The sequence below is a fragment of the Marinobacter lipolyticus SM19 genome (genome assembly GCF_000397065.2).
GTDB lineage: Bacteria > Pseudomonadota > Gammaproteobacteria > Pseudomonadales > Oleiphilaceae > Marinobacter > Marinobacter lipolyticus.
Genome location: NZ_KE007326.1, coordinates 312200 through 338415, shown reverse-complemented (window position 1 = coordinate 338415; position 26216 = coordinate 312200). Strand labels below are relative to the sequence as shown.

The window sequence follows — 26216 nt, the reverse complement described above, 5'->3', positions numbered from 1 at the left end:
AGAATAGATGATCCGGAAACCCGGTGCCGTACTGCCCGCCCGGTTTTGTCCCGGATATAGCCACCGGTCATGGATATAGCGAGAAGCTGTATTGGGAGACGACGGCTATAACGCGTATCATGCGAATCCGGAAGTGTACCACAGGCGATTGTCAGCTTGGTTGTCTGGCATGCCGGGAAACGGCAGATTTGAGAAAGGTTCCCATATGAATTTTCCCACCATAGAAGACTATGTCGGGCATACACCGCTGGTGCGTTTACAGCGCCTGCCGGGCGAAACCAGCAATGTGATTCTCGCCAAGCTCGAAGGCAATAACCCGGCCGGATCGGTCAAGGATCGCCCGGCCGTGAGCATGATTCAGGAAGCTGAGCGCCGGGGCGAAATCCGTCCGGGTGATACGCTGATCGAGGCCACCAGTGGCAATACCGGTATCGCCCTGGCCATGGCTGCAGCCATCAAGGGTTACCGGATGGTGCTGATCATGCCAGAGAACATGAGCGAAGAACGTCGGGCATCCATGCGGGCCTATGGTGCGGAAATTGTCACGGTGTCGAAGGAAGAGGGTATGGAAACAGCCCGAGACCTGGCCCTGCAAATGGAGGCAGAGGGTAAAGGCAAGGTACTGGATCAGTTCAGCAATGCCGACAACCCGCTGGCTCACTATCGCACCACCGGCCCTGAGATCTGGGAACAGACCGGCGGGCGGGTGACCCACTTTGTCAGTTCCATGGGGACCACCGGTACTATTATGGGAGTATCCCGGTACCTGAAGGAGCGCAATCCCGATGTCCGTATCATTGGACTGCAGCCGAAGGAGGGGGCGTCTATTCCCGGTATTCGTCGCTGGCCGGAGGCTTATCTTCCGAAAATCTATGAGGCCAGCCGGGTCGACCAGGTACTGGACATTGGTCAGCAGGAAGCAGAAGACACCATGCGGGCCCTGGCCCGAGAGGAAGGCATTTTTTGCGGTGTTTCTTCTGGTGGCTCGATTGCCGCGGCCCTGCAACTGTCGAAGCAGGTTGAAAACGCCGTGATCGTGGCCATTATCTGTGATCGTGGCGACCGCTACCTTTCTACTGGCGTCTTTCCGGGCGCCTGAACCGCAGCAAGAGATTTCAGTATGAGCAGAAGACGCAGGAAGGCGCTTCCGAAAGAGCCTGTCCATTGTGTAGTTGAAACCCTGAGTCACGATGGCCGGGGTATCGCCCGTCAGGACGGCAAGACCCAGTTTGTTGATGGTGCCTTGCCCGGCGAGACCGTGATGGCGAAAGTTGTCGGTTCCCGTAGCAAGTTCGATGAACTGCGAACGCTCGAGGTACTGGAGGCTGCTCCCGCGCGGGTGACTCCTCCCTGCGAGTACGCGGATCTGTGCGGTGGTTGTAGCCTCCAGCATATGGGGCCCGATGCCCAGATCCAGTTCAAGGAAGACACACTCCGGGAAAACTTTGCCCATTTCGGGGGCATCGAGCCCGAAGAATGGGTGGCGCCGATGTTGTCGCCGGAAACGCTGGGCTATCGTCGCAAGGCACGTCTCGGCGTTCGTTATGTCCAGGCCAGGGATTCCGTGCTGGTGGGCTTCCGTGAAAAACGTAACAGCTTCCTGACGGATATTGGCCGCTGCGCAGTGCTGGATCCGCGAATTGGAGAGCGTATTTCACCGCTGCGTGACATGCTGTACAAGCTGGATGCCTACAGTCGCATTGCCCAAGTGGAAGTCGCCTGTGGCGACGATGCCGCTGTGATGGTGTTCCGTAACATGGACGAACTCAGTGATTCAGACCGGGCTGCCTTGATTGCGTTTGGCCAGGCCCATGATTTGCATATTTACCTGCAGCCGAAAGGACCGGATACCGTCCATCGGATCTGGCCCGAAGATGGCGAGGAGCGTCTGGGGTACCGTCTTGAAGAATTTGACCTGACCATGAAGTTTCATCCCATGGACTTTACCCAGGTCAATGCAGGCATCAATGGCACCATGGTACACAGGGCAGTGGAATGGCTGGATATCCAGCCGAACGAACGGGTACTGGACCTGTTCTGTGGCCTTGGCAACTTTACTCTGCCTTTGGCACGTAAGGCAGGGCAGGTGGTGGGCGTTGAAGGCGATGACGCCATGGTAGTCCGTGGTCGGGAAAATGCGGAACTCAACGGCTTGAACAATGTCACTTTCCACGGTGCCGATTTGCAGGCGGATTTCACATCCCAGCCGTGGGCTGGTGAAGGGTTCGACAAGATCCTGATAGATCCGCCCCGGTCTGGCGCCCAGGAAGTGTGTGAATACCTGACAGCGTTTGGCGCGAAACGTATTGTGTATGTTTCCTGTAACCCCGCCACGCTGGCCAGGGACGCGGGTGTGATGGTGCGCAACGGTTACCGCCTGGTGAGGGCGGGAGTGATGGACATGTTTCCGCACACCACCCATGTGGAGTCCATTGCGCTGTTTGAGCGTGACGATCAGTGACAGATTAACCAGCCGGTCAGGGATGGCCGGGTGAATAACCGGGAATAATAAAGCCGATATGGTAAAAGTTCGCGAAGATTACGCAATCACCGGCGATGGTCAGGTGGATATCGGGCGCTGGGTGCGCCAGATCGAATCACAAACGCGACTGGAGAATGTGGACCAGTTTCGCCGCGCCTGTGAGAAAGCTGCAGAGATTGATTTGCAGGCCTTTCGCGAGGATCGCCTGTGGACCGAGGGGGCCAGCAGCTTCCGCACCGGCATTGAAATGGCACAGGTGTTGGTGGAACTTCACCTTGACCAGGCCAGTCTGGTTGCAGCGATACTTTACCGTGCGGTGCGCGAGGAGCGTGTACCCCTTGAGGAAATCCGCAAGGAGTTTGGTGATGAGGTTGCCGGACTGATCAATGGCGTTCAGCAGATGGCTGCTATTTCCTCAATCCATCACCCGCTGAAGGGCAATGTGCTGGGGCAGAGTGAAGGTCAGCTCGACAATGTCCGCAAGATGCTGGTGACCATGATTGACGATGTTCGCGTGGCGCTGATCAAACTCGCGGAACGAACCTGTGCCATTCGGGCGGTCAAGAACGCCTCCGAAGAAAAGCGTATGCGGGTGGCCCGCGAGGTGTTTGATATCTATGCGCCACTGGCTCACAGGCTGGGCATCGGGCACATCAAGTGGGAGCTGGAAGATTTGTCCTTCCGGTACCTCCATGGCTCGGCTTACAAGAAAATTGCCAAGCTCCTGGACGAGAAACGTCTTGACCGTGAGGGCTATATCCGCCGTGTACTCGACACCCTGAAAACCGAGCTCAAGAACTTCGGCATCGAGGGTGAGTTATCGGGTCGCGCCAAGCACATCTACAGTATTTGGCGGAAGATGCGCCGCAAGGGCATCGATTTTTCCCAGGTCTATGACGTCCGGGCGGTGCGGGTGCTGGTGCCTGAAGTGCGGGACTGCTATGCGGCACTGGGTATCGTGCACACGTTATGGCGGCACATTCCCAACGAATTTGACGACTACATCGCCAATCCCAAGGAAAATGGCTACCAGTCCCTGCACACCGCCGTGATTGGCCCTGAGGGGAAGGTCATGGAGGTGCAGATCCGTACCCACAAGATGCACGAAGAAGCGGAGCTGGGTGTGTGTGCCCATTGGCTTTACAAGGGGACGGACAAAGGTAATCGCTCTACCGGATACGACGCCAAGATCAACTGGTTACGTCAGGTTCTGGAATGGCAGGAAGAATTGGGTGATCTGTCAGGGCTGGCCGACCATCTGAAAAGCGATGTGGCGTCCGATCGGGTATACGTCTTCACACCCGAAGGGCATGTGGTGGACCTGCCCCAGGGGGCCACTCCGGTGGACTTTGCCTACCGGGTCCATACCGAGATTGGCCACGCCTGTCGTGGGGCCCGGGTCAACAGTCGGATTGTGCCTCTGACCTATCCGCTTAAAACCGGCGATCAGGTGTTTATCCTGACCTCCAACAACCCGGCGCCAAGCCGTGACTGGCTGAATCCAAGTCTGGGCTATATCCAGACATCCCGGGCCCGGGCGAAAGTGACTCACTGGTTCAAGGAGCAGGATCGCGATCGTAATGTCCTGGACGGACGAGCCATTCTCGAGGATGAGTTCCGCCGCCTGTCCCTCTACGATGTTGATCTCGGGGACCTTGCCCGCAAGGTTAATTGCCATGATGCGGAGGATATGTTCGCGGCGGTTGGTGCTGGAGACCTGCGCCCTACCCACGTGGCCAACGTCGCACAGCAGATGCTGGAGCCCAAGTCCCATCAGTTGGATCTCAAGCTCAGCGGTCAGCGTCGCCGCCCCTACGATACCGAGTCCGATATCCGGATCCTTGGTGTGGGCAAGCTCAAGACCCAGGTGGCAAAGTGCTGCAAGCCGTTACCAGGGGACGATATCGGGGGCTACATAACCGTCGGCCGCGGAGTGACCGTACACCGGCAGGACTGCATCACCTTCCTGAACCTTCGGGATGTGGAGCCGAACCGGATCATTGAGGTGAGCTGGGGTGGCCAGCCAGCTTCGGTCTATCCGGTGGACATTGAAATCCAGGCTTATGATCGTTCGGGGCTGTTGCGGGATATCACCCAGGTGTTGTCGTCTTCCAAGAGCGATGTGTTGTCCCTGAACACGCTCAGCAACAAAGATGAAAACACCGCAACAATGACCGTCACCGTCGAGATCTCCAGTCTTGAACAATTGGCGAAGTTATTGGCCCAGATACGCAACCTGCCCAACATTATTGACGTGAGGCGCAAGCGAGGATGAGTTACTCGATTGAGGACCTGAAAACCCTGATGGCCCGATTGCGGGACCCCGAGACCGGTTGTCCCTGGGATACCAGGCAGACCTTTAAAACCATCGTTCCTCACACTCTGGAAGAAGCCTACGAAGTGGCGGATGCCATAGAGCGAGCCGATTACCCCCACCTTGAAGACGAGTTGGGGGACCTGCTGTTTCAGGTGATTTTCTACACCCAGATGGGCCGGGAGCAGGGGCACTTTGATTTCAATTCGGTGGTGGACAACCTGGTGCGCAAGCTGGTGCGTCGCCATCCCCATGTTTTCCCTGATGGCACCCTTGAGAGTCGTGTGGACCCCGATAATCGGCCTGGTGAGGCTGAAATCAAGGCAAGCTGGGAGCGAATCAAGGCGGAAGAGCGAGCGCTGAATCCCAAGCCGGAAGCCAGCGGCAGCAGTCGGCTGGACGGTATTGCCCGGACCCTGCCGGCCATGGCCCGTGCGGAAAAACTGCAGAAGCGGGCTGCCAACCATGGCTTTGACTGGCCGGATATTGAACCGGTATTCGACAAGCTTCACGAGGAAATCGATGAGCTCAAGGAGGCCTGGTACGCGGCCGAAAACCGCTCCGGTGCCCGGGATGCAGTTGAAGATGAACTGGGAGACCTGCTGTTTGTCTGCGTTAACCTGGCACGGTTCATGAAAGTGAATCCTGAGCAGGCGCTGAATCGAACCAATCACAAATTTGATGCACGTTTTCGTGCCATTGAGCGGCGCCTGGAGGATGAAGGTCGTAATCTGGACAATGAAACCCTGGACGCTCTGGATGCCATCTGGCAGCAGGTAAAGGGCGTGGAAAAACTCTGAAAACAGAAGCAGGTAGGTACAATCCGTTACCAATTTGTTGTCCCTGCGTGCGTTTCCTTCGTCTACACTTCCTGAAACGGATGCACTTAATCAGTGCGCCGTAGGCCGCAGAGAAGATGCAGGAGTGAAGGCACATGAAAATCAAAGATCTGGTCAATTACTGGGATAAGCATGCACGGGGACGTCTGACCCGGGATGCCTATTTTATGGAGTTGTCTGACCAGCATCATAAGCGACTGGAAAAGCTCGCCGCGCTTTATCCGATGAAGTCATCCCAGGACCTGATGCGAGACCTGATTTCCGCCTCCCTGGATGAGCTGGAGACCAGTTTCCCGTATGTTGAGGGAACCAAGGTGGTGGCTTACGATGAGGACGGTTTTGAGATTTACGAGGATCAGGGGATGACCCCACGCTTCGTCAGTCTTAGCCAGAAGCACATCCAGCGTCTGAAGGCCCGTCAGCTGGAGTCTGTCGCCTGACCACGCAGCTTCGCTGAACGCTGGCTTCTCCCGTCGGGGTGGTTGCGCCACCCCGAATCAAAGCCTTCTGCGCTACTTTTCTTTCCCTTCGAGTTTATCCTTTAGCGGACTCTGCCTGACCAGATCATCCAGAGCGGCCCCGATCATATCATTGAGGATGTCGCTCTCCGACCGGTCCGGATAGAGTTCCGCCAGAGCTGCGATCCGTGCGGCATCTTCCAGCGGCAGTCGCAGGTTGTAGTCGTGGGTCCGTTCGACGTCTTCTTTCTTGTTTTCCCAGTGTTTTGGCAGATCAGTAACTTTCATGAATTCTCCTTGCGACTACGGGCTTTAATCGTTATTAGTATCGTTAGTTTACTTCGCCTCCGTCAATTTAAAAGGACGTCAATGTGACTGAGTTACATCCCGACCTTCGAGAAAATGTGCGCATGCTGGGTGAATTGCTGGGTCAGAGCATCCAGCGTTACCCGGGGCACGACTGTTATGAACTGATCGAGGAAATTCGTACTGCCGCCAAAGCCGATCGGCGACATGAAAGTGGCTCCGGGCAGCGCCTCGTCAACCTGTTGGGCAAATTGGGGGATGAGGAGCTTCTTCCTGTTACCCGGGCATTCAACCAGTTCCTGAACCTGGCCAACCTTGCGGAACAGTATCACGGTATTCGTCGTAAGCGCGGGCATGAATCCGACCTGATGGTGGAGTCCCTGCAACAGGTGTTTGAGCGTCTCACGTCGTCGGGAATCAGTGCCGACGAGCTGCACCGGCGGGTAGCGGATCTGAGTATCGAATTCGTGATGACGGCACACCCTACCGAGGTGGCCCGCCGCACGCTGATCATGAAATACGATGAAATGTCTGACTGCCTGGCCCGGCTGGATCATGACGACCTGTTGCCGGCCGAGCGGGATGAGATCGTCAGCCGACTGGCACAGCTGATATCGGAAGCCTGGCACACCGATGAAATCCGTCACGAACGGCCGACCGCGGTAGACGAGGCCAAGTGGGGGTTCGCCGTTATCGAGAACAGTCTCTGGCAGGCATTGCCAAAGTTCCTCAGAAGCCTTGATCTGTCGCTATCGGAAGTGACTGGTCAGGGATTGCCCCTGGATGCGGCGCCCATTCGCATTGCTTCCTGGATGGGTGGGGACCGGGACGGCAACCCCAACGTCACCCATCAGGTGACCCGGAAGGTGTTTCTGCTGGGACGCTGGATGGCCGCCGATCTTTATCTGCGTGATATCCAGGCACTGCGTGCCGAGTTGTCCATGTGGCAGGCCAACGATGAACTGACGGCACTGGCCGGGGACAGCCGCGAACCTTATCGTCACGTATTGGCAGGACTGCGGGACCGGCTGGTCAGGACCCGTGACTGGGCAGAAGCCTGTGTTAATGGAGAGGCCGGGGACGCCACGGATATTCTGTTTGAAAACCGGGACTTCATCGAACCGCTGGAGATGTGTTACCGCTCGCTGCTGGACTGTGGTCTCGAGAGTATTGCCGATGGTCCCCTGCTGGATACCATTCGACGTGCTCATACGTTTGGTCTTACGCTTATTCGCCTGGATATCCGTCAGGAAGCATCCCGGCATGCCCAGGCAGTGGCAGAAATGGTGGATTACCTCGAGCTGGGCGATTACCTGTCCTGGAATGAGGAGCAGCGGCAGCAATTCCTGCTAAAGGAACTGCAGGGGCGCCGCCCTCTGGTGCCAAGACATTGGGAGCCCTCGGAAGAGGTGAGGGAAGTGCTCGCCACCTGTGAAGTGATTGCGCAGCAGACGCCTGAGGCCCTGGGATCCTATGTCATTTCCATGGCCAGCAAACCCTCCGACGTACTCAGTGTGATCCTGTTGCTGCGTGAATCCGGCATGACTTTCCCGATGCGGGTAGTCCCACTATTCGAGACACTGGACGATTTGACCGGTGCACCGGAGAGCATGGCGGCCCTGTACGAAGTGGACTGGTACCGGGAGTATTGCGGCGGCCGTCAGGAAGTGATGATTGGGTATTCCGATTCGTCCAAGGACGCCGGCCAGTTGATGGCTGCCTGGGCGCAATACCAGGCTCAGGAGAAGCTTACCGCAGTTGCTGCCATTTACGGGGTTCACCTGACCCTGTTTCATGGTCGTGGAGGCACTGTCGGCCGGGGTGGTGGCCCTGCCAATCGGGCCATTCTGTCCCAACCTCCGGGATCTGTGAATGGCAGTTTCCGTATCACCGAACAGGGCGAGATGATCCGATTCAAGTTTGGTTTACCACGTCTCGCGGAACAGAGCCTGACGTTGTATACCACGGCCGTCATTGAGGCGACGCTGGCTCCACCGCCCGAACCGGAGCCGCAATGGCGTGAAACCATGGACTGGCTGACAGAGCGGTCACTCAAGGCCTATAGGGAGGTGGTGAGGGATGATCCTGATTTCGTACCCTACTTCCGCCAGGTTACTCCTGAACAGGCATTGGGCAAATTGGCTCTGGGAAGTCGTCCGGCTCGTCGGAAGCCGACGGGCGGTGTGGAAAGCCTGCGGGCCATCCCGTGGATCTTCGCCTGGACCCAGATGCGGCTGATGCTGCCAAGCTGGCTCGGCAGCGACGTGGCCCTTGAGGAGGCGGCTCGAAATGACCGGCTGCCGGTACTGAGGGAGATGATGCAAGGGTGGCCATTCTTTCGTACCTATGTGGACATGCTGGAAATGGTGTTGGCGAAGGCCGATCTGCGAATTGCCAGTTACTACGAGCAGACGCTGGTTGAGGATGAAAGCCTGAAAAAACTTGGTGGAAGTCTCCGTGACCGGCTGAAAGGCTGCATCGAGCGACTGCTGGAACTGAAAGGGCAAGAGACCCTGCTGGAAGGCGAGCCGGTATTTGCCCATTCCATGCGGGTACGGAACCCGTATACTGACCCCTTGCATTACCTGCAGGCGGAACTGCTCAAGCGGGATCGGGAAAATGAGGGCAAGGACGACGTTCCGGAGATGGTCGGCCGGGCCCTGAAGGTAACCATGGCGGGTATTGCCGCCGGTATGCGTAATACCGGCTGATGAGGCCCGGTGATGTATGGCTGGCCGAGTGCCGGTCAGTAAGGACAACAGGAGTAACACCGTGGCTGTAGCTGCGCGACTGGAACATTTTCTGGCCCGTAAGGGGATCTCTTACACGGAGCAGCCCGTTGATCAGGTGATAAATCTGGATGCGGCCGTGATTGCATCGGGACATTCGCAGGATCAGTTCATCCGTGCCACCCTGCTCATCGATATCAACGGTGTGGTGATGGCGGTTCACGGTTTTAACAGTTCTCTCGATATGGATGCGGTGCAGCAGTTGACAGGGCGTCGTCTGCAGCCCCTGACCGCCCGTCAGAGCAATCGCCTGTTTGCGGATTGTGATCCAGGGTTCCAGCCTCCGATTGGCGGGGCCTATGATATTCCGGTACTGGTCGATGAAGATGTACTGTCGTATCCCCGCGCTCTGATGACCAGTGGTAACGACCATACCCTGATCGAAATGGATGGGCGGGCGCTGCGTCTGGCACTGGCGGGTTCTCGTGGTGGACACCTGGTGATCCGTGGTCAGGCGACAGCCGAGCGGGACGCCTTGACCCTCGAGGAAGTTGCCGACAAGTTGCAGAAGCTCTATCGTCTTCCACCGATGCCTGCCCTTGCCCTGAAGATCCTGAAGTTGACCGCCAATACCGAAGCCACGGCCAGGGAACTGGCGGAGCTGATTGAGTTCGACCCCAGTTTGACGGCACAGATCATGCGCTATGCGCGATCAGCCCTGTTCAATTATCCGGGTCAGATAAACTCGGTACAGGAAGCCGTGACCCGGGTACTGGGATTTGATCGTGTGGCTCACATCGCTCTGGGCATTGCTTCGGTTCGGGCCTTTGATGTTCCCCGCGAGGGCATGCTGGGAATGGATAAATTCTGGCGCCACTCCCTCTACTGTGCTTTTCTGTGTCAGCGCATTGCTTCCCAGTGCAACGAAGACAAGAGTCTGGCGTATCTGTGCGGCCTGTTGCACAACTTTGGCTTGTTGTTGGTGGGGCACCTCTTCCCCAGTGAGTTTGAAGAGTTGAACACGCTGCGGGAAGCGAATCCCGAAGTCAGCATGCACTCCCTCGAACAGCAGGTATTCGGAGCGGGTAGTGGTCAGGATGTTCTGGCAGTTGGCCACGGAGCCATTGGTGGCATCCTGCATAAACTGTGGCAATTGCCAGATCCGGTGATCAAGGCTGCCGGGATGCATCAGCAATCCGGATACCATGGCGAGCATGAAAACTATGTGCTCATGGTGCAACTGGCCAATGGATTGCTGAAAGAGCGTGGTATAGGTGACGAGTTCAACCCGGATGACGTCCCGGCGCTGGCCGGTGCCCTGGGGTTGGGGGAGGATGCTGTCGCAGCCATCGGCGCCAATATCGATGAGATGGCGGGTGAGCTGGACGCACTGGCGGTGTCCCTGTCAACCTGATCCCTTCTGGTATTTCCGGGTATTCTGTGTCCCCTAATGGTGCATGATACGGAGGTCGACTTTCTCTAAGGCGGCTGACTTCGTATAATGCGCCTTCGCCGGTTCCGGCTCGCCCCCGTTCCTGGTCGAGAGGCTTTCGCAAAGGCAGACGTTTTTGCCATAGCTTTTCAAACGATAATGACTAAATCTTATGGGAGCACAGCGTTATGCGAATCATTATGTTAGGCGCACCGGGCGCAGGTAAGGGGACACAGGCCCAGTTCATTACCGAGCGTTATGAGATTCCCCAGATCTCTACCGGCGATATGCTACGGGCAGCGGTCAAGGCCGAGTCCGAGCTGGGCAAGCAGGTTAAGGAAGTGATGGCGACCGGTGGCCTGGTGTCTGACGATATCATCATTGCGCTGATTGAGGAGCGTATCCAGCAGCCGGACTGCAAGAACGGTTTCCTGCTGGATGGGTTTCCCCGCACCATTCCCCAGGCTGAGGCACTGAAAGACCAGGGTATCGGCATCGACTACGTGGTTGAGATCGCCGTGGATGACGAGGAAATTGTCAGCCGTCTGTCCGGTCGTCGGGTCCACGAAGGTAGTGGCCGTATCTACCACGTCAAGTACGATCCGCCCAAGCAGGAAGGCAAGGACGACGAAACTGGCGAGCCGCTGGTTCAGCGCGAAGATGACAAGGAAGAGACCGTACGTAAGCGCCTGTCCATCTACCATGAACAGACAGCACCGCTGATTGGCTATTATCAGGGCTGGGCAGAGAAGGACGCCAGTGCCGCACCGAAGTACGTGCGCGTGGAAGGTGTTGGTAGCCTGGACTCGATTCGCGACCAGATCCTCCAGGAACTGAAGTAATCCGCACAATCTCGAGGCAACGGCAGCATCCGTGAAGTTACTGGCACTGGATACCTCATCGGAAGGTTGCTCGGCGGCGCTGCTGGTCAACGGCAGCGTCACCGAGCGCTTTGACCTGGCCCCCCGTGGTCATACCCGCCTGCTGATGCCAATGATCCGCGAGTTGCTGGCCGAGCAGAACCTGGCCCCGATGGATCTGGACGCGCTGGCCTTTGCCCGTGGCCCGGGATCCTTCACCGGGCTTCGTATCGCCACAGGTGTGATTCAGGGGCTGGCATGGGGGCTGGAAATACCGGTCATTCCTGTGTCTTCCCTGGCCACTGTGGCTCTGGGTGCCATTGAGAACTTCAACGTTGCCGAGGGAGACGGCATTGCTGTCGCCTTTGATGCGCGTATGGGGGAGGTCTACTGGGGCTGTTTCCAGTCCCGTGAAGGCTTGCCAGTGCCAGTAGCGGCCGAGCGCGTCTGCTCCCCGGTGGCTGTCAGCTTACCGCCTTTGGACGGCTGCTGGTTTGGCGGCGGTCAAGGTTGGCAGTTGCGGGAGCAGATGCCGCAATCCCTGGTGTCTGCTGTATCTCAAATTGACGACACCCTCGTGCCGAGGGCCCGTTGTGTGGCCCGTCTCGCCCATCATGATCTGACTGCAGGCGGTGGTGTGTCCGCTGCCGAGGCACAACCCGTATATGTTCGTGACGAAGTGACCTGGAAGAAGCTGCCAGGTCGCTGATCAATCCTTACCTGTTTTCGGAACGTTTGCCGATGGAATTGTGGCACATCATTGCCCTGGCCGTTATTCAGGGACTGACGGAATTTCTCCCGATCAGCAGCTCTGCTCACCTGATCCTGCCTTCGCAGATCCTTGGCTGGCCTGATCAGGGTCTGGCTTTCGATGTTGCCGTACATGTGGGCACCTTGGCAGCGGTGATGTGGTATTTTCGCCGCGAAGTGTATCGGCTCACCGTGGCCTGGGCGGGGGATACCGCTCGTGGGCGCATAGGCGAGGACAGTGGCCTGGCCTGGGCCGTGATCGTGGGCACCATACCTGCGGGGCTGGCGGGCCTGTTACTGAATGACTTTATTGAGACGGAACTGAGATCCGGCCTGGTCATTGCTGCCACCACTGTTGGTTTCGGACTGGTGCTGTGGTGGTCGGATGCCGTTGGGCGTCGGTCGAGGGATTTGCCGGCTCTGACCATCAAAGACGCTATCGTTGTCGGTCTGGCGCAGGCCCTGGCGCTGATTCCAGGCACCTCCCGCTCGGGGATTACCATCACCGCTGCGTTGTTCCTCGGTTTAAAGCGGGAAGCGGCCGCCAGATTTTCATTCCTGTTGTCCATTCCCCTGATCCTGGCGGCCGGGTTGTTGAAGACGCTGGAGCTGGTCGAGCAGGGCGGTGCGACCGACTGGGCTGCCATTTGGCTGGGCACTCTGGTGTCGTTCGTGAGTGCGGTTATCTGTATTCACCTGTTCCTGAAGTTTCTTGAGCGCCTGGGCATGATGCCATTCGTGATCTACCGCTTGCTGCTGGGACTGTTGCTTGTTGTCATGTTGTGGTGAGTTGGTTAAAAACTGTTCGTCGGGCTTTGAATTTACCTGATGATATTCCATACTCGGAATCCATCCATTTTTCCGGTTTTCATTCATGATCGGCGGCGTTAATCCCAACAATAACTACCCGTTCCAGTCTGGCAACAGCAATCCAGTCCGGGAACGTAGTGATGTTGCGCGAACGCCTGCGTCCTCACCTGACCGGAGCGCCGAGGGGGTACGCCGTGACCTGGCTGAGGGTCGATCGGAGACCGCCCCCAGCCAGGTCACGACAGAGTCCTTGCAGCGCAGGGTAGAGGCGCGACGGGCTGCGGAAGATGCCCGCCTGGAACGTTTTCGCGCAGATGAGTTGCCGCTGTCCACATCCCGTGCTTTGGCCACATTTACCGATATCGCGGCTCGCGACGATAACGGAGAGAGTGGCCTGGTCGGTATTGATATCCTGGTCTGATGTCTCCTGAACCTCCGACTTCAGAACTCTCCCTTGCTGTTGCCTGCAGTCCGCTGGGTGATGCATCGCAGGCCCGTGAATTGGCCGAGCAATTGGCTATTCCTTTTCTGGGGGCGGTCAAACCCAAACTGATTACCGATTTTCCCGTGCTGTTGTTGTTCAATGAGCAGGGTCTGTGCCTGCAAGTGACCGGGAAGGGCGCACCCGGACCGGTGCGGGCGGAGTTTGTATCAGGTAAGGCCGGCTACCGTCGTGAACACGGCGGTGGTACCGGGCAACTGGTTGCCAAGGCCATTGGTTTACAAAAGACCCGTGTCCCGTTGCATGTGGTGGATGCCACGGCCGGCCTGGGTCAGGATGCGTTTGTACTGGCGGGGTTGGGGTGCCGCGTCACGCTTTTTGAGCGTAATCCGGTCATTCACGCCCTGCTGGCAGACGGTCTGGCCCGGGCAGCGCTGAATACAGACTGTGCCCCCATCATTGCCAGGATGACTCTGCGGGCTGGTAGCAGCAGGGCGTGGCTGGAGAGTCTGGGGGAAAGCGAAGGTGAAGCCGCGGCAGATATTGTATACCTGGATCCGATGTTTCCACATCGGGACAAGTCTGCGCTGGTGAAAAAGGAAATGCAGGTGTTTCGCACGGTGGTGGGGGACGATGACGATGCCGGGGAGCTTCTGGCCGCCGCGTTGAGAGCTGCCACCTACCGGGTGGTGGTCAAACGTCCTCGTAAGGCGCCGCCCATTGATGGGCCTGAGCCGGCCACACGCATTGAAGGCAAAAGTAGCCGATACGACATATACCCGATCAAAGCGCTACCGAGTGGTAGCGCCTGATCGGATCAGGATCAGGCACCGAGCATGGTGACCTGCTGGATAGCCTGGCGCTTTTCAACACTCAGAACCAGGCGGGCATCTTCCGCCACCTCGTCTAATCCTTCAGTATAACTGAGCAGGCCGTTGTCATCCGTGGTGATGACGCCGTTCTTCTGCATATTGGCAATAAAGTTGCGGAACAGGCTCTTGTCGAAGAACTCGGGGGCGTTTAATCCAAACAGAATCGACATACGCTCCGCGAGCAGTGTGCTTTGTTCTTCAAGCTCGGCAGCGCTGATCCGACCGGAACCGTACTTGCGCAGAATGCCAATGGCAATGTGGTAGCGCTCCAGGGTCTGAATGATAAACCGCGACAGTACCCGCAGGCGCAACATGGCGTCGGTGCCTTCTTCCGGACGGTAGATCCGGCCGTCTTCTTCAACCATCAGACCCTGTTCAATCATCAGGTCAATCCATTGATTGATGACACCTTCCACCTCATCGGGATCGTATTTCAGGAACAGCTCGGACTGAAAATAGGGATAGGCAACGCTGGCCAGGAAAACGATCTTGTCCCGCTGAAGTGAATCCTTGTTCTCAAACAGGCTGGCAATCAGCGAGGGCAAAGCGAACAGATGCTGGATGTTGTTGCGATAGTAGGTCATCAGGATGGCATTGCTGCCTTCCAGGGCGATGATGTCCCCCAGTTTCTGGGGCTGGCGGGTCACCAGTCCCATCGTTTCGCAGTAGGCCACCCAATCCTTACCACTGCCCTCGGGCATGGTAACGGTATCGGCATAGGGGAACGCCTTCAGCAGGTTGGCGTACTGATCCATCAGGCGGATAAGCTGGCTTTCGTCCATGGCCAGCCGGTCGGTGCCCAGCAGCACGGTGGCTGTCATGCCAATAGGGTTCACCGCCACTGAGGCATTGATATTGGCCGCTACGCGGGTGGCAAGCCTGTCCACCGCATCTGGCAACCAGGACGGACGATACTCAGCGTCAAAAGCTTCGTTGCGCCAGCTTGGGTGGGTCTCGTTCAGGACATCCTCAAGGGGAATGGCCTCGCCAAAATTCACGGCGACCCTGCCAAAGGAGTTGCTGAGCTTGCGTACGGTCTTGGCCAGGCCAAAAACGCTTTCTTTCTGTTTTTTCTTGCCCCGAAGCTCGCCGAGGTAGGAGCGACCTTCCATGACTTTCTCATAACCCACGTACACCGGCACGAACACAATGGGTTTGCGGTGGTTGCGCAGGAAACTGCGGACGGTCATCGCCAGCATTCCGGGTCGTGGTTGGAGCATGCGGCCGGTGCGGCTGCGGCCGCCTTCCACGAAATATTCCACCGAGTACCCCCGGGTGAACATGACGTGCATGTATTCGTTGAATACTGTGGCGTAGAGCGGATTGTCCTTGAAGCTCCGGCGCATGAAGAAAGCGCCGCCCCGGCGCAGTATGGGACCGACTATGGGCATGTTGAGGTTAATGCCAGCGGCTATATGTGGTGGCATCAGACCGTTCTTGTAGAGCACGTAGGACAGCAGCAAGTAGTCAATGTGGGAACGGTGGCAGGGCACATACACCACGGCATTGTCCTGGGCGACTTCCTTGGCAACCCGAATGTTGTTGACGGCGATGCCGTTGTAGATGCGATTCCATAGCCAGGACAGAACCACCTCCAGGAAGCGTATGGTAACAATGGACATGCTGGCGGCGATTTCATCAGCGTACTTGTAGGCCTTCGCCCGGACCTTCTCCGGCGGGATGTCGTCCTGGCGGGCGGTTTCCCGGATGGCTTCCTTTACCGCCTGGGTACGCACCAGCCCTTCCACCAGCGTGCGGCGGTGGGACAGATCCGGACCAAGTACGGCCTGGCGAACACGGCGGAAGTGTGTGCGGAGAATGCGAGCCAGTTTACGGTTGGCTCGTTCTTCACTGTGGCGGTATTCCTCAATTACCTGTTTCAGGGACAGCGGCTGATTGAACTGGACATAGGTGTTACGGCCGTGAAGCATGATGATCAGCAGCTTCTGGAGACGACCGGCTACGGACCAGGTGTCGGATAACAGCAGCTTGACCAGGGATTTTTCCTTGTCCGGTGATCGTCCCCAGAACAGGGATACCGGTACGATCTGGACATCGGTTTCCGGATGCTCAAGTCCGAATCGGACCAGTGCCTTGAATTCCGAGGTCGGTACCGGGGTTTGTCGTTTCTGGAAGAGGCCGCCAATGCGTCGATAGAGGAAGAAAAACGAATGCACCGGCCCATTCTTGACGGGCAGTGATGCTTCAGCACCCGGCAGATTGCCTCGCAAAACCTCCTGTTCGAGGACCAGACGACTGGACATGGAACTGTATTGCAGCACATAGCAGACAGGCTTGTCGGGATCGAGCCCGAGAGCTTCGCGGCTGTTACCACTGACATCCGTTCTGACCCACAGAAACAGAATCTTGCGGAAAAAAGTCAGAATCAGGCTGCGAAGGGCCTGTAAAATTCGCATAAAGTGTTGCTCCAGTCTACAAAACAGGCGCTAAGTTTACTTGGTTGTGTGCGGGGCGGAAAGACGTGCCGGCGTTCTGCTGTGGTGTTCTGTGTGATACATTTTCCGCTGTTAGAATGCGCCGGAAAACCGCAAAATCCACCTTCTGCTTCAGGATTCTTTATGACGACGTGGCTGCCAGGCTGGTTAACTACGCCCCCGGGATCTGATGATCTGGTGCTGGCGATTACTGGAAACAGTGTGGTGAGAAGTGAGGGCCACTGGCTGGTACGTTGGCAGGAGGTTGAATCATTTGCGATCACGGGGTGTGCCCCGGTAAGCCTTGGCCAGTGGGGTGGGGAGCCGCTTTATGTGGTTGAGCTTGATGCCGATCGTCTGCCGGAAACAGTAGAAATAATCCCCCTGCGGGACGCGATTCTGATCATGGAAGATGCTCCCGCGGAGATGCTTGGCACCGGATTTCAGGTCTGGCAATGGTGGCGGGACCACCGCTATTGTGGTCGATGTGGTGACGTCACCGGTCTCCATCCGCTGGAGCGTGCCAAGTGGTGCGAGGCCTGTGGTATTCCCTGGTATCCGCGGGTTGCTCCCTGTGTCATCGTGGTCATTCGCAGGGAAAATCGTATGCTTTTGGCCCGATCGTCCCGGGTCAAGCGTCACTTTTACAGTCTGATCGCCGGCTTTGTGGAGCCTGGAGAAAGTCTGGAGCAGGCGGTTGTCCGTGAAGTAAAGGAAGAAACCGGCCTGGATGTGACCAATATCCGATATCGCTCATCTCAGCCCTGGCCTTTTCCTCATCAGTTGATGGTTGGATTTTTTGCGGATTACCGTAGTGGCGACCTGGTTCTCCAGGAAGATGAACTGGCAGACGCAGACTGGTATGGCCCGGAAGATTTACCGCCGATTCCCCCGGCAACCACCATTGCCGGACGGTTGATCCGGGATATGGCGCGGGAACTGAGCCAGCAGCGGGAAGACCAATGAAGTGTCAGATAAGGGTGTTATGACAGTGCCACGTATCTTGGTGTTTGACTCCGGTGTCGGTGGCTTGAGTGTGTCCGCCTGTATCCGGCAGCGTCTGCCTTTCGCCGAACAGGTGTATGTGGCGGATAACGCCGGTTTTCCTTACGGTGACCAGCCTGAATCCGTAGTCACCCAGCGTTGTCAGCGGTTGATTGCTGAGGCGCTGCGCCGGTTTCCCTGTGATGTCATTGTGGTGGCCTGTAACACCGCCAGTACCGTGGTGCTGCCCGATTTGCGATCGATGACATCGATACCCGTGGTTGGCGTTGTTCCGGCGGTAAAGCCAGCAGCTGCCTGCAGTCAGAACCGCCGTATTGGCATTCTGGCCACGCCCGCAACCATTCGCCGCCCTTATCTGGAAAAATTGATCCGGGAATTCGCGGCTGATTGTCAGGTTGAACGAATCGGCCACCCGCAACTTGTGCGGTGGATTGAGGATTCGGTCGCCGGGGATGAGCTTCCACTACAGTTGCTATGCGAGGCCTTGCAGCCTTTTAAACAGGCGGGTGTCGATACCGTTGTGCTCGGTTGCACCCACTACCCGCTGATTCGGGAAGAGCTTCAGGCGTGCCTGCCTGAGGTGCGCTTCTGGGTGGATTCCGGGGACGCGATTGCCCGCCGCACCGAGTGGCTGCTTGGGCAGCAGGGCAATTCCGCCGCCGCCTCGCAAGTGATGCCGGACCGTCCAGTGCGTGCAGCCCTGTTTTCCGGGGAAGTGCCCAGTGGCCTGAGACGCTATATGAAACAGTCAGGGTTGGCCCCGAATGAAGTCCGCGGTCATTGGCCCGGTGACGAAGGGGTTACAAAAGCCGGGTCAGCTTGAACATGGCCAGGAACTCCAGGGCTGGAATGGTTCTTCGGTGGCAGCAGTAAGTTTTGAAATTGTCACCACGGAAACGGGATTTGGTAAACTCCAGTCCTTTGAAGTTATACAGGAAGTTTCCGTGTTCGTAGAGACTGTGGAATATGCGTTTGAGCAGGCGGCTTTCCTGATGTTCGGTCGCCGGGTCCAGTGACAGCGGAATCAGTCCGAGATCCAGATAGGGCACGCCTTCCGACCGGAACACGTCCATGGCGTGGGCCATCAGCGTATAGAAGATACCCTGTCTGAAATCAGCGTTAGCGCGGGAAATATTGGGAACATAGCTGACAATGTTGTTGTTGCGGTAAACCGGATCAAAATAGATAAAACCCACCGCCTTGCCGTCCTGGTAAGCATAGAAGTGACGTTCATTCTCCCGGTATTCCATTTCCATGGGACGAATCAGGAACCGGATCTCCTTGCTTTTGCACTTGCGGGTTCGAATCCAGGCGTCCGAGATTTCTCGGGTATGGTCGTCACTGAACCGCTCTTGCACGGTGATCCCGTTTTTTTCAGCCTGATTCAGGGCTGTACGCAGCACCTGCTTTTTCTTGCCACTCAGAGTCCAGTGTTTCAGGTCAATGCGGGACTCACTGCCGAACTGAGTGCCAAATAATCCAAAACGCATGTGCAGGAAGTCCACAACCGGTTTGGATACCTGAATGTAGCAGGCGTTCGGAAAGCGATTGTGGAACCGTTCCAGTATCTGGGCGAAGTGTTCCGGGGCGCAGACCGGGTCAGACAATACGAACGTGCCACCCCATTTGCGCATGTAGGCGATGTAGCCGATACCGGCCATGTCGAAATACTTCATGCCCGGCTGAAGCGTGGAGAAAGATTGGGAATGGTCCCCGAATTTTTTCAGGTAGCCCACCCGCTCAGGAAAGCTGAACGTGCCTTCCTCCAGTGAGCGAATATCATCGAGCGCTAGGATCTGGTCTGACATAGTCATGCTCCCCCGGTTTTTTCTTGTTCAGAGTGTGTCTGAGGGTTCCTGTTCAAGCCTGTTTCTGACCCAGGATCGACCAGTAGCAGTTCATGTTCAGCAACTTGAAATGTTTCTTCTCGGTGACGTGCAGACCGAGGCGTTGCATGTGCTCGGGGTAGTTGTAAATCTTGTGGAAGGCATTGTTGGCGAAGAGCCAGAAAATGAAGACAGCCATGTACCAGTACATCTTCTTGAACAACCGGGCGACGAGATTGCCAGTGGGATAGCAGAAATCGCCCACTACCACCTTCGCGTCCGGCTTGCCCAGTCGGATCAGGTGCTCCAGCACCCGCACCATCATGTCTTCGTCAAACACGTTGAGAAAGAAATTGGCAACGACCATGTCGTATTGCTCGAATTCCTCGACCTTCATGATATCGCTGTGGATACAGCGGATAGTCAGGTGGGGGGCTTCTTTCTCCTGGGCTTCACCGAACTTGCGCAGCATAGTTTCGGACAGGTCAACCACCGTCACCTGCGCGCCCAGTTCCGCGGCGCGAATGGCATCCCGTCCATGGCCAACGCCAGCGAAAAGGATGTGCGATCCGGGACGTACGGTTTCTACATCCAGCATGGCGGTTTTGCACCGGTGGATGTTCTTGCCGCTGTATAGGTTGCTGAGGAAGTCGTAAACGGGACCAATATATTTGTACTTGTCGCGCATGATCACTGCTGCCTGTCCATATCCTGGGTATGCTGTCACCGTTGTTGTGATTGTTGGCTCGACTGCCCGTCGGCTATTCGGCGACAACGCCTTGTGGAAGTCACTCTAGGGAAGAGGCTGGGGGAATTATGTGCAGCACCGCGCATTTCCGGATACACAAAGTAACGCAATGAAATGCTTTGCAAACCAAGTCAACATTTATAATAGGAATGTCGGACAATGTCTGGATAGAGGAAGAATCAAGGCGGGGGATTCAGGCTGCGATCAGAGCATGGCAGCCTTGGCAGGGAGATGTCCCAGGCAGTTTTCAATTGCCTCGGCGGGCTGGGCCGCCCCGTGGATAAAACCCTGGATCTGATGACAGCCAAGACGCTTCAGATACGTCAGCTGTTCAGTCGTCTCAACACCTTCGGCGATGATCTCCAGCCTGAGGCCATGGGCCATGGCGATGATGGCGTTGACGATACAGGCACCTTCTTCGCCGCTGCGAATGGCTTTGACGAAGGATTGATCCACTTTGAGGGTGTGAATGGGCAGGCGGTGGATGTAATTGAGAGACGAATAGCCAGTGCCAAAATCATCAATGGCAATTCGAATGCCGAAATCGGCCAGTTCCCGGAGCTTCTGGCTGATCTGCTCAAGATCATTCATGATCAGGTTTTCGGTAATCTCGATTTCCAGGTTTCGTGGCGGGAAATGACTGGCGCGCAACTGTTTCATCAGAGTTTCCACGAACTTCGGGTGTTCTACCTGTATGGGCGATAGGTTCACCGCCAGACGAAGGTCCTGCTGGCCGGAACGAATCCAGTGTCCTACATCCTGAAAAGCCTGGTTCATCACCCATTCGCTGACCTGGGTGATCAATCTGGTTTCCTCTGCCAGCGGCAGGAAGTCGCGGGGGTAAAGCAGGCCCCGAACCGGGTGCTGCCACCGCACCAGCGCCTCCAGCCCAACCACCTGGTTGGTGGCCGCGCAAACCTGGGGCTGGTAGAACACCCGTAATTCTTCTCGTTCCAGGGCCAACCGCAGGTCCCGTTCAAGTATTAGGCGGTTTGCCGAGTCAATACTCATGCTCGCCGAATAAAATCGATAGCCGTCTTTGCCCCTGGCTTTAACGTGGTACATGGCTATGTCCGCGTTCTGTATCAGGTGGTCCATGTTTTCCCCGGCTTCCGGGAAAATGGAAATGCCAATACTGACCCCGACAAACACTTCATGGTCACCGAGTTGGAACGGGTTACGGAGCGCCTTGATCAGCTTTTTCGCGATCATTCGGGCATCTTCGTGGCTGTGGATTGATGGCAGCAATAGCGTGAACTCGTCTCCACCGAATCGTGACAGGGTGTCGCCCTTGCGCAGGCAACGCTCAAGACGATGGGTGACGGCCTGGAGCAAGCGATCTCCCATGGCATGGCCCAGGGTGTCGTTGATGACCTTGAAGCGATCGAGATCCAGAAACATCACCGCAAGCTTCTGGTTCTCTCTCCGGGCGTGGGTAATGGCCAGTTCCAGCCGGTCCTTGAACAGGGCGCGGTTTGGTAGACGGGTCAGCAGATCGTGGTAGGCCTGGAAATTGATAAACGCTTCTGCTTCCTTGCGCTCAGTCACATCACGGGCGGTGCCATAGTACCGGGCTTCCCGGTGCTTGCCATGTTCGTCGGCACCCGCCTGCGGCCAGGTTTCCGGGTCTATCGGGAAGGCCGTGATTTCAAAGTAGCGATTGGCACGGCGGCTGCCGCGGGTTTTCAGACGGACTTCCAGCGTACGGGGGTTATCCGCAGAAATATTGGGCGCGTTGAGGGCATAGGTGCCCCGGGCTACATCCCGGTCATCAATGATGTGGCGGAAATGGCGACCACGAAGCTCCTGCGGATGATATCCCAGCATACATTCGACCTTGCTGTTCACAAAGCAGAAGTGGCCGTCGCCATCAAGCATGAAGACGATATCCGGTGAGCTGTTGACGATATAACGGTGCAACGCCTCAGACTTTTCAAGGCGTCCGCGGATATGCTCATGGGCGCGCAACAGGGCCCGTTTCTCCAGCACGCTCTCAACGGTGGCGAGGAGTTCGTCCGGATCAAAGGGTTTGCGAATATAATCCAGGGCGCCACGGCGCAGGGCGCGGCTTACTGCGTCAAAGGAACTCTCACCGCTGACGACGACAACGCCGCAATCCGGTTGTCGGGAGGCGATGTGCCGCATGACGTCGAACCCGTCGATTCCGGGCATGCGTAAATCCAGCATTGCCAGGTCGAATGTCTGGCTGTCGATCAGCTGGCATGCGCCGTGACCATCTGCGGCTTCTGTGACACTGTATTCCTGGCTGCGAAGCAGGGAGCAAAGGCTGGTCAGTAGCCTGGGTTCATCATCAACCACGAGAACCCGTGCGGGCATCGGGGCGTTTAAAGGCTGTTCAGCGTGCGCAGGTTTCATTGGTGTTTGCCCGTTATGCTCAATCGTTATCATTCTTCTTGTTGCCTGCGGTGGGTAATAACATCCTGAAGACCGTGCCTTCATTCCCCGTACGGCAAGCGATGCTGCCCTCCATGTCATCTATGAGCTGTTTGACTATGCTCAGGCCAAGTCCGCTGTGGCCATTCCCTTTGCTGGTTGCTACCGGTGAAAACAACACATTCCTGACATTTTCGGGAATGCCGCCACCGTTGTCGGAAATTTCAAGTTCAACCCAGGTCCGGCCGTTCTGCCAGACGGGCGCTGACGTTTTGATGGTTACCTGACCACCTTCGACCAGGCTTTCAGCGGCATTGCGGATCAGGTTGATAAGGATCTGTCGGATGGTCGATGGCGAAGCGGCCACCCCGGTGTCGTGTTGGCTCAACGAGGTCGTGAGTTGTTTGTTCTCCTCTCCAAACAAACCATCTTCCAGAAGCTCCTTCAGGGTAAGGATCTCGTGATTCAACGTCGCATAGGCGGGGCTACCGTTATCCCCAACCATATCCGGGCGACTGATCCGTAGCAGTAAGTCCCCGGCCCGGTCCAGTTCTTCCCGGATCACATCCAGATCGTTTTGCAGGTCGGTATCGTCAAGGCGGAGGCGAAGTTGATGGATGTATTGGCGAATAATGGTTAGCGGGTTAGTGACTTCATGAAGCTGACGGCGCAACGAAATTTGCGCAAGTTCCGTATCCAGCGAGTTACCGGTGTGGGCATGCCCGGTTTCCATGCGGACCAGGGAGCTGGCTACTTCGTCGGTGAAAAGACTAGCGATGCGCTCGGCAGCGGCTGCGCTCGTTTTGTCCGTACCCAGTACAAACACGCCGGGGCATCCGGCTTTGGTAACGATGGGGATGGCGAGCAATGACGGCGAGCGCAATAATGAAAGCAGTTGACGGTCCAGAACCGTTGGATTCCGGTCGGCCAGATGAACGGATGTCTGTCGGATATAGGCTTCAGTCAAAACGCTGGAGGCAGGGTTTGGGGTGATATTCAGGTCGGGTATATCACTGATGGTTCCGGACAACAGGGCCAGACCGTCGGCCGTGCGACCAAAGCACAGCGCCTGCAAGCCAGTGATCAGGGTCAGGCTGTTAACGGTCTCTGCCAGTGCGTTTATCCCGAGTTCGTCAAGGGGCGACATTTTCAGGACTTGACTGACCAGTGTCTGCTCAAGTACGGCCTGCTTCAATTGATGTTGGGCTGCCGCAGGTTTGTAGTCATCGTTCAGGGGGATGCCGAGAGATTCGGCAACACCTGTGACCTCCCGATCAATACGGCGGTTGATTTCCAGGGTCAGGTCCTCGCTCAAACCGAAGACCGTTCCAGCGGCGGCGATACCTGCCGCATCCGCCAGTGCCAGCCTGGTCGCAAGGCTGATCAGTTTGACCAGATGCCCTGCATCCTGAATCTCTGCAGGCAGAGCTTGCTGGTATCGCATGGCATCCTCCGCCATGCCTCCCAGCCCCCAGGATCGGACCAGCTCCGCTGCAATATCGCACTGGTGGTCAAGATAGTATTGTCGGGTTTCACCGGGAGGTGTTTTCAGGGCAAGGAGCTCTCCGATATTGTGGAGCATGCCCAACATGAATGCCTGGTCAGGTTCTGGATAACGGGTGAGCGTGGCCAGTGCCCGTGCGGTGAGTGCTGTGGTTAGAGATAGCCGCCAAAAATCCCGCAGCTGTTGCCATTGATCCGCGCCCAGCTCGAGCAACATTTGGCGCAGGGCTGCGGTCAGTAATAGGGTTTGAAAGCGGTGAGTGCCCAGGCGCAACAGGGCGTGATCTATTGAGTTTAACTGTGTGGCAGGTCCATAAAGTGCGGAATTGGCGACTGCAAGCACGCGGGTAACCAATGCCGTGTCGGTGGAAACAATATCACTGATCTTGCGGTAACTGTCCTCCTGGTGACAGGCTTCCAGTGCTCTCAGGGTGACCTCAGGAAGACTTGGTAACTGTATGTCCGGGGCTGTTTGCATGGGCTACCTGTGAGCGCATGGTGTCGCTGTAGTCTGACGACATGTTCATTATTATTGTCCATCAAGAGCTTAGACAATAACGTGTATTTATTAAACTGTTATTGCTGAAATTTTGAGCGTTGTGTTCACTAGTTTGTGATATGTGTAGAATTTGGACAGTTTTTTTAAGACCTACTTCCACCGAATTTATGGATACCCATAACAAGCGATGACGGCTTCCCGAGGTGCAAAGCATAAAGTGAACCAACCCCGAACGGTCGCGATTACTGGCGGTAAAGGGGGGGGGGGAAAAACGTCTGTGGCATTGAACCTTGGGCTGACCCTTGCGAGGGAAGGGAGCCGTGTGCTGCTGCTTGACGGTGACACGGATCTGGCAAATGTCAGCATTATGCTGGGGCAGTATCCCCGTATGACACTGGCCAACGTGATTTCCGGGGAATGTGTGCTGGGCGATGTGATCATGGCTGTGGACCATGACCTCCATATTGTCCCGGGAGCCTCTGGTGTCCAGGAATGCCTGGATATGGGTACCGCGGCGAGCCTGGATATTCTCAAGGCCCTGCACCGGCTGGAAAACCGGTACGACTATATCATTACCGATACTGCTGCAGGTCTTCAGGCCGTCGGTCTTCATATGATTGCCGCGTCCGAATTGGCCTGTGTTGTGGTCACTCCTGATCCGGCGTCGCTGACGGATGCCTTTTCTCTGATCAAGGTGCTCCAGCGGCGAGGCTATAAAAGGGTGCCCAGTGTACTTGTCAATATGGCTCAGGGGGCCAGTCAGGCCCGCTCTGTGTTTCAGCGTCTGGATTTAGCGGCACAGCGGCATCTGGGGCTTTCACTCCATTACCTGGGCGCGGTTTGGCGGGATGAAACCCTGCGGCAGTCTGTACTGAACCAGCGGCCCGTTGCCCTGATGCCTTCATCGGACCCGTCTTGCCGGCAATTTCACACCCTCGTGGATATGATTCACCTGCGCCTGGGGCAGATGGCCCCGCGAAAAGCGGGTATTGCGGCGTATTGGTATGAGGCTTCCCGACGGGCCGCGCCACAGAAAAAGGCGCGCTCTGATACAGATAACACCGCAGCACATCCTGTCAGTGCGAAGGCAAGGAGCCTGGAACTGATAGAGGAGTTGGGTGAACTGCTGGCTCGGGAAGAGGATGCCGCATTGCTTCGATATGAAGCATTCAACGCTTTATTTGCACTGGTGGGGCGCACGGTGGATGAGGCGACCATCGAGATTATTCAGGCTGGTCTTGCGTCTGTCGAGTGGGAGAGATTGCCAGGACTTCAGCGCCAGCAATTTGCTGCTCATCTACGCCAGCTGGCGGATCAGGTAGCTTCCTTCCAGGATAATAGGGAGCATACAGCGGGTGAGCTTTCCGAGTCACTGGTTCCGTTCTATGACAGGGGGCGTTTTGGTGAGCAGGATCAGCTGGTTAAGACGCTTAAGGAGCTACCTTCAGACATCTCACTGGATCAGCTGTTACGGTCGCTGACGGTCGCTGACAAGGACGGTTCCTGACCCTG

Annotated in this window: 21 protein-coding genes; 15 read left to right on the top strand and 6 right to left on the bottom strand. The window is 56.7% G+C overall.

The window, feature by feature from the left end; all coding sequences use genetic code 11:
• Positions 1-205 precede the first annotated feature (205 nt).
• From cysM to MARLIPOL_RS13635, 5 genes are all read left to right on the top strand, one after another.
• The gene (gene cysM, locus MARLIPOL_RS13655; RefSeq protein WP_012138793.1) at positions 206-1099 is read left to right on the top strand and encodes a cysteine synthase CysM; all 894 of its coding nucleotides are present in this window, start codon (positions 206-208) and stop codon (positions 1097-1099) included.
• Between the two features lie 21 nt (positions 1100-1120).
• On the top strand, positions 1121-2461 hold the full coding sequence (gene rlmD / locus MARLIPOL_RS13650; protein ID WP_012138792.1) for a 23S rRNA (uracil(1939)-C(5))-methyltransferase RlmD: 1341 nt from the start codon (positions 1121-1123) through the stop codon (positions 2459-2461).
• Positions 2462-2519: 58 nt separating this feature from the next.
• Positions 2520-4757, top strand: coding sequence for a GTP diphosphokinase (gene relA / locus MARLIPOL_RS13645; protein ID WP_012138791.1), 2238 nt, complete (start codon positions 2520-2522; stop codon positions 4755-4757).
• The gene (gene mazG, locus MARLIPOL_RS13640; protein WP_012138790.1) at positions 4754-5596 is read left to right on the top strand and encodes a nucleoside triphosphate pyrophosphohydrolase; all 843 of its coding nucleotides are present in this window, start codon (positions 4754-4756) and stop codon (positions 5594-5596) included. The genes relA and mazG overlap by 4 nt, the downstream gene beginning before the upstream one ends.
• A 134-nt stretch (positions 5597-5730) precedes the next feature.
• A complete protein-coding gene (locus tag MARLIPOL_RS13635; protein ID WP_012138789.1) occupies positions 5731-6075 on the top strand; it encodes a hypothetical protein in 345 nt (114 codons plus the stop codon).
• 72 nt (positions 6076-6147) lie between these two features.
• Here MARLIPOL_RS13635 and MARLIPOL_RS13630 read toward each other — a convergent pair whose 3' ends face one another.
• On the bottom strand, positions 6148-6381 hold the full coding sequence (locus MARLIPOL_RS13630) for a hypothetical protein (RefSeq protein WP_012138788.1): 234 nt from the start codon (positions 6379-6381) through the stop codon (positions 6148-6150).
• Positions 6382-6464: 83 nt separating this feature from the next.
• On the opposite strand from MARLIPOL_RS13630, the gene ppc reads away from it, so the two are divergent.
• The 7 genes from ppc to MARLIPOL_RS13595 all read left to right on the top strand — a co-directional run bounded on the left by ppc (position 6465) and on the right by MARLIPOL_RS13595 (position 14234).
• Positions 6465-9110 carry a phosphoenolpyruvate carboxylase gene (gene ppc / locus MARLIPOL_RS13625; RefSeq protein WP_082446187.1) on the top strand — a complete coding sequence of 882 codons (2646 nt, stop codon included), beginning with the start codon at positions 6465-6467 and terminating at the stop codon, positions 9108-9110.
• A 61-nt stretch (positions 9111-9171) separates the two neighbouring features.
• Positions 9172-10542, top strand: a complete 1371-nt coding sequence (locus MARLIPOL_RS13620; protein WP_012138786.1) for an HDOD domain-containing protein — start codon at positions 9172-9174, stop codon at positions 10540-10542.
• Between the two features lie 206 nt (positions 10543-10748).
• Complete coding sequence (gene adk / locus MARLIPOL_RS13615; protein WP_012138785.1) at positions 10749-11402, top strand: adenylate kinase; 654 nt, start codon at positions 10749-10751, stop codon at positions 11400-11402.
• Positions 11403-11433: 31 nt separating this feature from the next.
• Positions 11434-12129 (top strand): tRNA (adenosine(37)-N6)-threonylcarbamoyltransferase complex dimerization subunit type 1 TsaB, encoded by a 696-nt coding sequence (gene tsaB, locus MARLIPOL_RS13610; protein ID WP_012138784.1) that lies wholly within the window; start codon positions 11434-11436, stop codon positions 12127-12129.
• Positions 12130-12161: 32 nt separating this feature from the next.
• Complete coding sequence (locus MARLIPOL_RS13605; protein WP_012138783.1) at positions 12162-12959, top strand: undecaprenyl-diphosphate phosphatase; 798 nt, start codon at positions 12162-12164, stop codon at positions 12957-12959.
• Positions 12960-13044: 85 nt separating this feature from the next.
• The gene (locus MARLIPOL_RS13600; RefSeq protein ID WP_012138782.1) at positions 13045-13401 is read left to right on the top strand and encodes a hypothetical protein; all 357 of its coding nucleotides are present in this window, start codon (positions 13045-13047) and stop codon (positions 13399-13401) included.
• Positions 13401-14234: a class I SAM-dependent methyltransferase gene (locus MARLIPOL_RS13595; RefSeq protein WP_012138781.1), complete on the top strand. Its 834-nt coding sequence runs from the start codon at positions 13401-13403 to the stop codon at positions 14232-14234. Before MARLIPOL_RS13600 ends, MARLIPOL_RS13595 begins: the two co-directional genes overlap by 1 nt.
• An 11-nt stretch (positions 14235-14245) precedes the next feature.
• On the opposite strand, the gene plsB is transcribed toward MARLIPOL_RS13595, so the two are convergent.
• On the bottom strand, positions 14246-16711 hold the full coding sequence (gene plsB / locus MARLIPOL_RS13590) for a glycerol-3-phosphate 1-O-acyltransferase PlsB (protein ID WP_012138780.1): 2466 nt from the start codon (positions 16709-16711) through the stop codon (positions 14246-14248).
• A gap of 162 nt (positions 16712-16873) precedes the next feature.
• Here plsB and nudC point away from each other — a divergent pair, with 162 nt between their 5' ends.
• Together nudC and murI are read left to right on the top strand one after the other, a co-directional pair.
• The gene (gene nudC, locus MARLIPOL_RS13585; protein WP_012138779.1) at positions 16874-17695 is read left to right on the top strand and encodes an NAD(+) diphosphatase; all 822 of its coding nucleotides are present in this window, start codon (positions 16874-16876) and stop codon (positions 17693-17695) included.
• Between the two features lie 19 nt (positions 17696-17714).
• The gene (gene murI / locus MARLIPOL_RS13580; protein ID WP_012138778.1) at positions 17715-18557 is read left to right on the top strand and encodes a glutamate racemase; all 843 of its coding nucleotides are present in this window, start codon (positions 17715-17717) and stop codon (positions 18555-18557) included.
• Here murI and MARLIPOL_RS13575 read toward each other — a convergent pair.
• The 4 genes from MARLIPOL_RS13575 to MARLIPOL_RS13560 form a co-directional block, all read right to left on the bottom strand.
• Complete coding sequence (locus MARLIPOL_RS13575; RefSeq protein WP_012138777.1) at positions 18535-19542, bottom strand: DUF2156 domain-containing protein; 1008 nt, start codon at positions 19540-19542, stop codon at positions 18535-18537. The genes murI and MARLIPOL_RS13575 overlap by 23 nt on opposite strands.
• Positions 19543-19594: 52 nt before the next feature.
• Positions 19595-20248 carry a class I SAM-dependent methyltransferase gene (locus MARLIPOL_RS13570; RefSeq protein ID WP_012138776.1) on the bottom strand — a complete coding sequence of 218 codons (654 nt, stop codon included), beginning with the start codon at positions 20246-20248 and terminating at the stop codon, positions 19595-19597.
• A 264-nt stretch (positions 20249-20512) separates the two neighbouring features.
• A complete protein-coding gene (locus tag MARLIPOL_RS13565) occupies positions 20513-22684 on the bottom strand; it encodes a putative bifunctional diguanylate cyclase/phosphodiesterase (protein WP_012138775.1) in 2172 nt (723 codons plus the stop codon).
• Positions 22685-22703: 19 nt separating this feature from the next.
• Positions 22704-24683, bottom strand: coding sequence for an HDOD domain-containing protein (locus MARLIPOL_RS13560; protein ID WP_012138774.1), 1980 nt, complete (start codon positions 24681-24683; stop codon positions 22704-22706).
• A 208-nt stretch (positions 24684-24891) separates the two neighbouring features.
• On the opposite strand from MARLIPOL_RS13560, the gene MARLIPOL_RS13555 reads away from it, so the two are divergent.
• Positions 24892-26211, top strand: a complete 1320-nt coding sequence (locus tag MARLIPOL_RS13555) for an AAA family ATPase (protein WP_036191682.1) — start codon at positions 24892-24894, stop codon at positions 26209-26211.
• The last annotated feature ends 5 nt before the right edge of the window (positions 26212-26216 follow it).